This window comes from Streptomyces sp. T028 (assembly GCF_048159505.1).
Lineage (GTDB): Bacteria > Actinomycetota > Actinomycetes > Streptomycetales > Streptomycetaceae > Streptomyces.
The window spans coordinates 44,814-56,124 of sequence record NZ_JBLRVZ010000048.1 but is presented as its reverse complement, the minus strand read 5'-3'; the positions used below and the strand labels follow the sequence as shown (position 1 = coordinate 56,124).

General features: G+C 70.5%; 7 protein-coding genes. 1 reads left to right on the top strand and 6 read right to left on the bottom strand.

Annotation, left to right across the window (positions count from 1 at the left end; genetic code table 11):
* Positions 1-24: 24 nt before the first annotated feature.
* From ACLZN2_RS38745 to ACLZN2_RS38735, 3 genes are read right to left on the bottom strand one after another with little or no spacing between them, the layout of a single operon-like run.
* Entirely contained in the window at positions 25-948 is a 924-nt protein-coding gene (locus ACLZN2_RS38745; RefSeq protein WP_416984291.1) for a carbohydrate ABC transporter permease, read from the bottom strand.
* Positions 945-1,991, bottom strand: a complete 1,047-nt coding sequence (locus ACLZN2_RS38740) for an ABC transporter permease (protein ID WP_416984290.1) — start codon at positions 1,989-1,991, stop codon at positions 945-947. Before ACLZN2_RS38740 ends, ACLZN2_RS38745 begins: the two co-directional genes overlap by 4 nt.
* A 27-nt stretch (positions 1,992-2,018) precedes the next feature.
* Complete coding sequence (locus tag ACLZN2_RS38735) at positions 2,019-3,722, bottom strand: extracellular solute-binding protein (protein ID WP_416984289.1); 1,704 nt, start codon at positions 3,720-3,722, stop codon at positions 2,019-2,021.
* 328 nt (positions 3,723-4,050) lie between these two features.
* Between ACLZN2_RS38735 and ACLZN2_RS38730 the strand changes: the two genes are divergently transcribed.
* Positions 4,051-6,909, top strand: coding sequence for a glycoside hydrolase family 3 C-terminal domain-containing protein (locus ACLZN2_RS38730; protein ID WP_416984288.1), 2,859 nt, complete (start codon positions 4,051-4,053; stop codon positions 6,907-6,909).
* 73 nt (positions 6,910-6,982) lie between these two features.
* Here the strand turns inward: ACLZN2_RS38730 and ACLZN2_RS38725 are convergent, their stop codons facing one another.
* The 3 genes from ACLZN2_RS38725 to gabT all read right to left on the bottom strand — a co-directional run bounded on the left by ACLZN2_RS38725 (position 6,983) and on the right by gabT (position 11,087).
* Positions 6,983-8,428, bottom strand: a complete 1,446-nt coding sequence (locus ACLZN2_RS38725; protein WP_416984287.1) for an aldehyde dehydrogenase family protein — start codon at positions 8,426-8,428, stop codon at positions 6,983-6,985.
* 122 nt (positions 8,429-8,550) lie between these two features.
* The gene (locus ACLZN2_RS38720; protein WP_416984286.1) at positions 8,551-9,162 is read right to left on the bottom strand and encodes a phosphatase PAP2 family protein; all 612 of its coding nucleotides are present in this window, start codon (positions 9,160-9,162) and stop codon (positions 8,551-8,553) included.
* A 590-nt stretch (positions 9,163-9,752) separates the two neighbouring features.
* Positions 9,753-11,087 carry a 4-aminobutyrate--2-oxoglutarate transaminase gene (gene gabT, locus ACLZN2_RS38715; protein ID WP_416984285.1) on the bottom strand — a complete coding sequence of 445 codons (1,335 nt, stop codon included), beginning with the start codon at positions 11,085-11,087 and terminating at the stop codon, positions 9,753-9,755.
* Positions 11,088-11,311 lie beyond the last annotated feature (224 nt).

The window sequence follows — 11,311 nt, the reverse complement described above, 5'->3', positions numbered from 1 at the left end:
CCCCCACGCACCCGCACTCGGGACTCAGCCCTTCACGGCCCCTGTCAGCATGCCCTTCTTGAAGTGTTTCTGGACGAACGGGGACAGGACGGCCACCGGTAGCAGGGCCATCACCATGACCGCCATCTGGACGGCCAGCCCGGACAGTTCGCCGGTCTTGATGGCCTGTCCCAGTCCGACCGGGGCCTCCTGCTTCTGGACGAGCTGGATCATGACGTTCTGCAGCGGCATCATGTCCTGGTCGTTCAGGTACAGCGACGCGTTGAACCAGGCGCTCCAGTACCCGACGGCGTAGAACAGGGTGATGACCGCCAGTACCGCCCTGGACAGCGGCATGACGATCTGCCAGAGGATCCGGAAGTCCCCGGCGCCGTCGATGCGCGCGCTGTCGATCAGTTCCTGCGAGATGCCCATGAAGAAGCCGCGCAGGACGAGGATGTTGAAGACGCTGACCGCGCTGGGGAGGATCAGCGCCAGGTAGGTGTCGGTGAGGCCCAGGGACTGCACCAGCAGGTACGTCGGGATCAGACCGGCGCTGAAGAACATCGTGGCCAGCAGGACGAGCAGCAGCCAGCGATGGCCCAGTGAGCCCGAGCGGGAGAGGCCGTAGGCGCACAGGACGGACACCGTCATGGAGAACAGCGTGCCGACCAGGGTGATGAGGACGCTGATCACGGCCGCCCGGGTCACCTGCCCGCCGCTCAGCAGCTCCCGGTAGGCGACGAAGGTGATGCCCTTGGGGATCATCACCAGCCCGCCCGCCTGGTCGATGGTGCGGCGGGAGGAGAGGCTGGTGACGACGACGATCCAGATCGGGAAGAGGATCCCGAGGCAGGCCAGCGCGAGGACCAGCCCCTTGCCCGCGAGCCCCGCCTTGCTGGGCTCCTCCTCCCAGGCCGGCCGGGGAGGCGCGGACCACGGACGGGACTTTTCGAGCACCGTGCTCACTTCTTGTACACCCCCTGCTCGCCCATGAGATGGGCCACCTTGTTCGCGGCGAGGACCAGCCCGAGGCTGACGACGCCCTTGACCAGACCGGCGGCGGCCGCGTACCCGAAGTCCTGGTTGCGCACGCCGTTCCACCAGACGAAGGTGTCGAGGACCTCCGAGGCTCCTGGCCCGACGGAGTCGCGTTGGAGCAGGATCTGTTCGAAGCCGACGGTCAGGGCGTCGCCGACGCGCAGCACCAGCAGCAGCGCGATCACGGGGCGCAGGGCCGGGAGCGTCACGTGCCAGATGCGGCGCCGGCGTCCGGCGCCGTCCATCGCGGCGGCCTCGTACAGGTCCGTCGGGACGGAGGACAGCGCGGCGAGGAAGACGATGATCCCCCAGCCGGCGTCCTTCCACACGCTCTGCGCGGTGATCAGGTACTTGAAGGTCTCGGGGTCGGTCATGATGTCGAGGCCGTCGTAGCCGTGCTGGCGCAGCAGCTGGGAGAGGATGCCCGCGCCGCCGAACAGCTGCTGGAAGACCGCGATGACCAGCACCCACGAGAAGAAGTGCGGCAGGTACAGGATGGCCTGCGAGATCGCCCGCACCCTCGGCCTGACCACGCTGTTGATCAGCAGGGCCAGCAGGATGGGGATCGGGAAGTACAGCACCAGTTGCAGGAAGAACAGCACCAGCGTGTTCGTGACCGCGTCCCAGAACGCCGAGTCCTCGAAGATGCGCTGGAAGTTCTCCAGGCCCACCCAGGGGCTGTGCAGCATGGAGACGATGCCGTTGTCGCTGATGTACGGGTCGTAGTCCTGGAACGCGACGATGTTGCCCAGGATCGGCACGTAGGCGAAGAGCAGGACCAGCGCGAGGGCCGGCAGGGTCATCAGGAGCAGGACGCGGTCGCGTCTGAAGCGCAGGCGCAGGCTCAGCTTCCCCGAGGGCCGCTTCGCCGCACCCCCGGTGGGGCCGGTGGCGCCGCCGGACGCCACCGGGGACTTGTCCGTCTCGTCTGCTGCCTCGGCACCGCTGCGAGGCACCGTGCTGTGGGACACGGCCGTTCTCCTTGCCTCGGTACCGGGTCAGCTCGCCGCCGAACCGTTCTCGTCGAGAATCTTCTGGTACCAGTCGCGCAGCTGGTCGCCGCCCTTGCTCTTCCAGTCGGAGACGGCCTGCTGCATGTCGCTGATCTTCTTGCGGCCGCGGATGATGTCGTCCTCGAGCTGCTCGAAGTCGCTGGAGAGGTTGGCCCAGCGGGACGGCTCGGTGATCTGCATGCCGTAGAAGGAGGACTTCTTGGTGTGGGCGCCGACCTTCTGCTGCCACTCGACCTGCCCCTTGGCGACCTCGGGGAAGTCGGGGTGGGCAAGGGTGTTGGCCGGGCCGTCGATCATCACGTACGCGTTGAGGACGTCGATGTTGCCCTGGTCGGTCTTGACCGGGACGCCGTCCTTGAGGGTGTAGTGGGTGCCCTCCACGCCGTAGTTGGTCATCATGTACTCCTTGGTGCCGTACGGCGCCGCGGTGACGTTGGCGACGGCGAGCACGTCCTCGATGACCGACTTGGGCGCCTTCTTGTTGACGAAGGCGAAGATTCCCGCCGGGTTCTTGGCCCAGAAGGTGGGGGTGCCGCCGTCATGGGCGAAGAGGTCCATGCCCCAGACCTTGAAGTCGGGGTTCTGGGCGGCCTGTTCGGCGGTGCGGCTGTACCACTGCGAGATGTCGTTGTTGTAGATGAGGTACTCGCCGGCCGCGAACTTCGGGCCCGGGTCGGTGGCGCTGCTCTTGCCCAGCTTGGCGTCGGGGTGCACGAGTTCGTCGGCGAACAGCTTGCGCGTCCACTCGATGGCTTCCAGGTACTCCTGGGTCTCCATGCGGTTGATGAGCTTGCCGTCGACGAGGTTCCACATGAGGCCCTTCTCGTCGCCGGGCAGCACGCCGAAGAGGTTCCAGGCCGTCCACTTCATGTCGAGACAGGCCCACCGCTTGGCCTTGGCGTTGGTGATCTCCTTGGCCAGGGCGAGGAACTCGTCGGCGGTGGTGGGGACTTCGTACCCCTCCTTGTCGAAGATGTCCTTGCGGTAGAGGGGCACGATGTTGGAGACGTACGCCGACGGCATCGGCAGTCCGCGCAGCTTGCCGCCGAAGATGGAGCGCTGCCAGGCGTCCGTGGGGATCGCGGCGAGGTTCGGGTACTTCTTGACGGCGTCGCCGGAGAGGTAGGGCCCGAGGTCGGCGAACTTGCTGATGATCGCGCTGGGTATCCGGCCGTTCATGTTCCAGCCGGGGACGACGACCACGTCGGGGACGTCGCTGGAGGCGAGGACCGCGCCGAGCTTCTGCTCGTAGGTGTTGCCGTCCTGGTTCTGCCAGACGACGTCGACGCCGATGAGGTCGTTCATGCCCGTGTAGTAGGCGTTGTCGGCCTTCGGCGGGGAGCCCCAGAACGGCGACATTATGGTGACCTTGCCGCCGCTGCCGAGCTTCTTCGGCACCGAGGTCTTCAGTCCGGCCATGTCGAGCTTGCTGGTGAAGCCGATCGAGGAGCCGTTCTTGGCCGGGATGTCCGGCGTCACCACGTTGCTGGCGACGTACGTCGGCAGGATCTTCTTGGCGTCCTTGCCGGAGGTGGTGCCGTCGCGCGAGCCGCTGTCCGAGCCGCCGCAGGCGGACAGCAGCGGCATCCCTCCCGCCACCGCTGCGGTGGCGACCGCCGTGGAGGCGAGGAAGCCTCTCCGGCTCGGGCCGGAGGCCCCGGAAGAAGCGGAAGCGGCGTTCGGCGTCATTGCGTCAACCCTTCATGGCGCACCAGGACACCCGGCGGTGGCCGTCGGCTGCGGTGTCTCGAGTGGATCTGGCTGAGCTGAAGCGGGTCCTCCGACCACTGTCACGTAGATTTTCAGTCGAAGCGCTTCGATGTTGCTGCGAGGTTAAGTGAACACCGGGGGGTGCACAAGGGTCGCTTCCAACATTCCTCCGAGGTATGGGAGGTGACCTGTTCTTATGCCCTGCTTGAAATAAGCGTGAGGTTCCCTTGACACCCGCCCGGGTGTCGAATGAGCATCGAAGCGCTTCGAAAGCGCCCTTCCCGCTCCATCGCAAAGGGATCCCCACGTGACCGCACCCACGCCGCACACGCCGCCTTTCCGCGATCCGCAGCTGCCGTTCGCGAAGCGCATCGACGATCTGCTGGCGCGCCTCACCCCGGCCGAGAAGGTCGCCTTCCTGCACCAGTTCGGGCCCGCCGTCGAGCGGCTCGGCGTCGCCGCGTTCCGCACCGGCCAGGAGGCCCTGCACGGTGTGGCGTGGATGGGACCGGCAACGGTGTTCCCGCAGGCGGTGGGGCTGGGCGCGACCTGGAACCCGGATCTCGTACGCCGGGTCGGCGAGGCGGTGTCCAAGGAGGCCCGGGCGATGCGCGCCCGCGACGACCGCGTGGGCCTGAACGTCTGGTCGCCCACGGTCAACCTGCTGCGCCACCCCCTGTGGGGCCGCAACGAGGAGGGCTACTCCGAGGACCCCAAGCTGACCTCGGCGATCGCGACGGCGTACACGCACGGTCTGCGCGGCGACCATCCGACGTACTGGCGCACGGCCCCGGTCCTCAAGCACTGGCTGGCCCACAACAACGAGACGGGCCGGGACGTCACCTCCTCCTCGGTCCGCCCGCGCGTGCTGCACGAGTACGATCTGCGCGCCTTCAGGGAGACCGTCGAGGCGGGCGGGGTGGCCGGGGTGATGCCGGCGTACAACCTGGTCAACGGCCGCCCCAACCATGTCTCCCCGTATCTGCGCGAGCAGTTGCGCACCTGGACGGACGAGGAGCTGCTGGTCTGCTCGGACGCGGGCGCGCCCTCCAACCTGGTCGACTCCGAGCACTACTTCGACACGCACGAGGAGGCGACGGCGGCCGCGCTCCAGGCCGGCGTGGACAGCTTCACCGACCACGGCACCGACAGCTCGAAGATCGTCGCCCGGGTCGAGGGGGCCCTGGAGCGGGGCCTGCTGACGGAGGCGGACATCGACGCGGCGGTCCGCCGGCAGCTCTCGGTCCGCTTCCGGCTCGGCGAGTTCGACCCGCACGACGACCCGCACGCGGGCACCGGCGAGTTCGACACCCCGGCCCACCGCGAGCTCGCCCGGGAGGCCGCCGAGCAGGCGATCGTCCTGCTGCGCAACGACGGGGTGCTCCCGCTGGCGGCCGACACCCGGATCGCGGTCGTGGGCGTGCTCGCCGACGAGTGCAAGCTCGACTGGTACAGCGGCACCCTGATCCACCGCTCCACCCCGCTGGAGGGGCTGTACGAGCGGTTCGGCGCGGAGCGCGTGGAGTTCGCGGAGGGCGTGGACCGCGTCCTGCTGAAGACCTCCGCGGGAACGTTCCTGAAGGTCCCCGAGGCCCCCGAGGCCGCCGACGAGGTGCGCGGCGCGGAGGGTGCCCTGGACCCGGCGCTGCTCGCGGGCCGCACCGATCTGCCGCCGCTGACCTCGGACGTCACCGGCACGGAGCTCGCGCTCGTCGACTGGGGAGAGGGTGTGCTGACCCTGCGCGCTCCCGACGGCCGCTATGTCTCGGTCGCCGAGGACGGCTTCCTGCGCGCGTCCGCCGACCAGCCGGGCGGCTGGATCGTGCAGGAGACGTTCCGCCTGGAGCCCCACGCGAACGGTCACCTCCTCCGGCACCTGGGAACGGATCGCCACGTGTGTGTCGCCGCCGACGGCGTCCGGGTTGCCGGGGGCGACGGGGACGGCACCGAGGGCGAGGCCGAGGTCTTCGAGGTGGTCGTCGTCGAGCGCGGCGAGGACGCGGTGGCCCGGGTCACCGACCGGGCGGACGTCGTCGTGGTCGTGGCGGGCAACGACCCGCACATCAACGGCCGGGAGACCGAGGACCGTACGACCCTGGCCCTCCCCGCCCATCAGGAGCGGATCCTCGCGGCGGCCCGCGCCTCGGGCACCCGCACGGTGCTGGCGCTGGTGTCGGCGTACCCGTACGCCGTGGAGCCGGGCCGGCTGGGCGCGGTGCTGTGGACGGCCCACGGCGGGCAGGCGGGCGGCACCGCCCTCGCCCGGGTGCTGGCCGGTGACGTCTCCCCCGCCGGCCGCCTCCCCCAGACCTGGTACGCCGACGACGCCGATCTGCCCGACCTGCTCGACTACGACGTGATCGGCGCCCGCCAGACGTACCTGTACTTCGAGGGCAGGCCCCTCTTCCCGTTCGGGCACGGCCTGTCGTACGCCTCCTTCTCCTACGCCGACCTGACGGTGGACGTCGGGGACGGCCGGGCGCGGATCTCCTTCACGGTCGCCAACACCGGGGACATGACCGCCGACGAGGTCGCCCAGCTCTACACCCGCGCCGTGGACCCGTCCGTCACCCGGCCGCGCCGCGAGCTGCTCGACCACCGCCGGGTCACGCTCGCGCCCGGCGCCACGGCGGAGGTGTCCTTCGACGTCCCGCTGTCCGCGTTCGCGTTCTGGGACGTCGCGCGGGGCGGCCGGCGGGTCGAGCCGGGGCCGTACGACCTGCTCGTCGGCGGGTCCAGCGAGGACGTCCGGCTGCGCAGGACGATCGTGCTCGACGGCGAGGCGGCCACCGCGCGCCCGGCCCTCCGCCGGGGCATCTCCGCCGCCGACTTCGACGAGCAGAGCGGGACCGCGATCGTCGACCTGACGAAGGTGGCGGGCGACGCGGTGACGCCCGTCGGCGGCGGCTCGGGCGAACTGGTCTACCGGGCCTGTGACTTCGGGCCCGGGACGACGGGGGTGACGGTGACGGTGGCCGGGGAGGGCACGGTCGAGGTGTCGCTGGGCGGCGCCACGGCCACGGCCGTGCTGACCGTCCCGACGCCCACCTCGGGCCCGTACGACTACGTCACCGTCGAGGCGCCCTTCACCGCCGCCGGTGTGCACGACCTGCGTCTCGGACTGCGCGGCCCGCTGCGGCTCGCGCACGTCGGCTTCTCCGGTTGAGGGTCCGGACCAGGCCGACGGCAGGAAGGGGTCCGGCACCGGAAGGCATCGGTGCCGGACCCCTTCGGGAGAGTCAGAGCGCGAGGCCCGTCAGGACCAGGACGCGCTCGTAGGTGTAGTCGTCCATCGCGAACTTCACGCCCTCGCGGCCCACGCCCGACTGCTTGGCGCCGCCGTACGGCATCTGGTCGGCGCGGTAGGAGGGGACGTCGCCGATGACGACACCGCCGACCTCCAGCGCGCGGTGGGCGCGGAAGGCGACCTGGAGGTCATGGGTGAACACGCCTGCCTGGAGGCCGTACTTGGAGGAGTTGACGGCCGCGAAGGCCCCGGCCTCGCCGTCCACCTTCTGCACGGTGAGGACCGGCCCGAAGACCTCCTCGCAGGCGATCTTGGTGTCGGCCGGTACGTCGGTGAGGACGGTCGGCGCGTAGGAGGCGCCGTCGCGCTTGCCGCCGGCCAGGAGGGAGGCGCCCGCGGCGACGGCCTCGTCCACCCAGGTCTCGACGCGCTTGGCCGCGTCCTCGCTCACCAGCGGGCCGACGTCGGTCGTGGCGTCCGAGGGGTCGCCGGTGACCTGGGCCTCCACGGCCGCGACGATCCGCGGGAGGAGACGGTCGTAGACGGCGGCGTCGGCGATGACCCGCTGCACCGAGATGCAGGACTGGCCGCCCTGGTAGTTGGAGAAGGTGGCGATCCGGGTCGCGGCCCAGTCGAGGTCGGCGTCGGAGGCGTAGTCGCCGAGGACGACGGCCGCGCCGTTGCCGCCCAGCTCCAGGGTGCAGTGCTTGCGCGGCACCGACTCCATGATCGCGTAACCGACCTTCTCGGAGCCGGTGAAGGAGATCACCGGCAGCCGCTCGTCCTGGACGAGGGCGGGCATGCGGTCGTTGGAGACCGGCAGGATCGACCAGGAGCCGGCCGGCAGGTCCGTCTCGGCCAGCAGGTCACCGATGATCAGGCCGGACAGCGGGGTCGCGGGGGCCGGCTTGAGGATGATCGGCGCGCCGGCCGCGATCGCCGGGGCGATCTTGTGAGCGCACAGGTTCAGCGGGAAGTTGAACGGCGCGATGCCGAGCACGACGCCCTTCGGGAAGCGGCGGGTGAGCGCGAGCCGGCCCTGGCCGCCGAGGTCGGTGTCGAGCCGCTGGGCCTCGCCGCTGTTGAAGCGCCGGGCCTCCTCGGCCGCGAACCGGAACACGGAGACGGCCCGGCCGACCTCGCCCCGGGCCCACTTGATCGGCTTGCCGTTCTCGGCGGAGATCAGCTGGGCGATCTCCTCGGTGCGCTCGGCGAGCCGCTTGCTGACGTGGTCGAGGGCGGCGGCGCGGACATGGGCGGGGGTGGCGGCGAACTCCTCGCGCACGGCGTACGCGGCGGCCACGGCCTCCTCGACCTGGGCGTCCGTCGGCACGCTGACCCTGCCGACGAGCCGGCCGTCCCACGGGGAGCCGACGTCGAAGCTGTCCTCGCCGGTGGCCTGGCGGCCGGCGAGCCAGAAGCTGTGGGTGGAAGTCATAGGGGCGTTCCCGGCCCTTCCGCGTTGGGGGTGTGCTGTGTGCTGTGGATGGCGTGGTCCACGGTAGGCCTGGCGGGGCGCGGGAGCGCTTGTCCGAGTCGTACGGGTGGACCGTCGGCGCACTACGGTTTGGCGCGGTCGGAGTGGGTCGCCCTGCGCAGGAACAGCCAGAGCACACCGAGGAGCACGGCGCACAGGCACCAGCTCGCCATCACGTCCAGCGGCCAGTGGTAGCCGCGCCGGACCAGCCCGTAGGAGACGGCGAGGACGAGCAGGCCGGCCGTGGCGACCGCCAGCCGCCGGGCCAGGGCCGTCAGCAGCCACGGCAGCAGGATCATCGCCGCGGAGCCGTAGGCGACGGCCGCCGTCGCCGTGTGCCCGGAGGGGTAGTAGCCGGTGGCGGGCGGCACGACGGGGGTGCCGGGCCGCGCGGTCCACTCCTTCAGGGGTACGACGATCAGCGGCACCAGGGTCAGCAGGACGAGGGCGGCGACGGGCGGCAGCCACCAGCGCCGCCTGCCCTCCCACTGCCCGTGCAGGGCCACGTACACCGTCACCAGTACCAGCACCGGGACCGCGACCTGCACGTTTCCCAGGTCGGACAGCAGCTCGGAGAACCGGTCCGGGTGGATCAGGGCGTGGCTGAGGCGGGCGTCGGCGGTGAGGAGGGGGCCGTCGGCCATCACCTGCCAGGTGATCAGGGCGAGGAGGAGGGCGGGGAGGGCGAGGAGCATGGGGGACAGCTTGGCAGGTGGGCGGTGCGGGGGCGCTGTGCGCGTGCGGGGCGCTGTGCGCGTGCGGGGCGCTGTGCGCGTGCGGGTGCGTTGTGGCTGGTCGCGCCCACGCGGCGGAGCCGCACATTGACACAGCCCCGCGCCCCTGACGATCGCCTGCGGCGATCGGGGGCGCGCCGACGGGGCTGTACTCCCTCGCAGAGCACGCCAAACACAAAAAGACCCCGTCAGGGTCCGAGAAGAGGTCTGGAGAAGGAGGTCGGCCACCCCGGAACGGGGGGGATGGTTCCGAGGTGGCCGTCCGGATCGGAATGCCGGCCGCCCCGGGGGGTTTGGGGCGGGCGACCGTCCGATCGGTGAGGAGATCCGGAGCCCTCGGGCTCCGGTTGTGTGCGCGAGGGCACGACCAGGTCGAAGCTGGGGAGGCCCCGGCCTGGGGGTTCGCCCGCAGTCACCTGCGGGCGGGTGTATCTCTCATCTGGGTAGAACGTACGGCAGTGACGGGCGGTACGACAGACGGATGCGTGACCCGCCATGCACCCCGCACACCTTCTTCACACGGCCTGCCGTCCCTGGGGAACAGCTGTGCGTCAGAGGCCGGCCAGGGCCTGCTCGATGATGTCGAGGCCCTCGTTCAGCAGGTCCTCGCCGATGACGAGCGGGGGCAGGAAGCGCAGCACGTTGCCGTAGGTGCCGCAGGTCAGGACCAGCAGGCCCTCCCGGTGGCAGGCCTTGGCGAGCGCGGCGGTGGCCTCCGGGTTCGGCTCCTTCGTCGTACGGTCCTTGACGAGCTCGATGGCGATCATCGCGCCGCGGCCCCGGACATCGCCGATGACCTCGTGCTTCTCGGCCATCGCCGTCAGGCGGGCCTTCATCGTCGACTCGATCTCCTTCGCCCTGGCGTTGAGGTCGAGCTCCTTCATCGTCTCGATCGAGCCGAGGGCGCCCGCGCAGGCGACCGGGTTGCCGCCGTAGGTGCCGCCCAGGCCGCCCGCGTGCGCGGCGTCCATGATCTCGGCGCGGCCGGTGACGGCGGCGAGCGGCAGACCGCCCGCGATGCCCTTGGCGGTGGTGATCAGGTCCGGGACGATGCCCTCGTCCTCGCAGGCGAACCACTGGCCGGTGCGGCAGAAGCCGGACTGGATCTCGTCGGCGACGAAGACGATGCCGTTGTCGGCGGCGAACTTGCTCAGCGCGGGCAGGAAGCCCTTGGCGGGCTCGATGAAGCCGCCCTCGCCGAGGACCGGCTCGATGATGATCGCGGCCACGTTGTCCGCGCCGACCTGCTTGGTGATCTGGTCGATGGCCTGCGCGGCGGCCTCGGGGCCGGCGTTCTCCGGGCCGGTCGGCCAGCGGTAGGCGTAGGCGACGGGGACGCGGTAGACCTCGGGCGCGAAGGGACCGAAGCCGTGCTTGTACGGCATGTTCTTCGCCGTCAGCGCCATGGTGAGGTTGGTGCGGCCGTGGTAACCGTGGTCGAAGACGACGACCGCCTGGCGCTTGGTGTAGTAGCGGGCGATCTTGACGGCGTTCTCGACTGCCTCGGCGCCGCTGTTGAAGAGGGCCGACTTCTTGGCGTGGTCGCCCGGGGTCAGCTCGGCGAGGGCCTCGGCGACCTCCACATAGCCCTCGTACGGGGTGACCATGAAACAGGTGTGGGTGAAGTCGGCGAGCTGCGCGGAGGCACGGCGTACGACGGCCTCGGCGGATGCGCCGACGCTGGTCACGGCGATGCCGGAGCCGAAGTCGATCAGCCGGTTGCCGTCGACGTCCTCGATGATGCCGCCGCCCGCCCGCGCGGTGAACACCGGCAGCACCGAGCCGACGCCCTGGGCGACCGCGGCGACACGGCGGGCCTGCAGCTCCTGCGACTTCGGGCCGGGGATGGCGGTGACGATCCGGCGCTCCTGCGGAAGGGCGGTCATGACGGCTCCTGAGGGTTTTCTTCTGTTTCCGGCTTCCTTTCTCGCAGGCTAGGGCGGGGAACGAGGGGTCGGCATGCTCCATGTGGGCGTTGTCGGCGGGGCCGGTTGTCCGCCGTGGACAGTGACGGGCGGGCGGCGATCCGTGCGGCCCGGCCCCGTATGCGGTGAACTCCCCTTGCGGGGGCGTTAGATTGACCGCTGATGGTGGACGGAGCGGCTGGTCA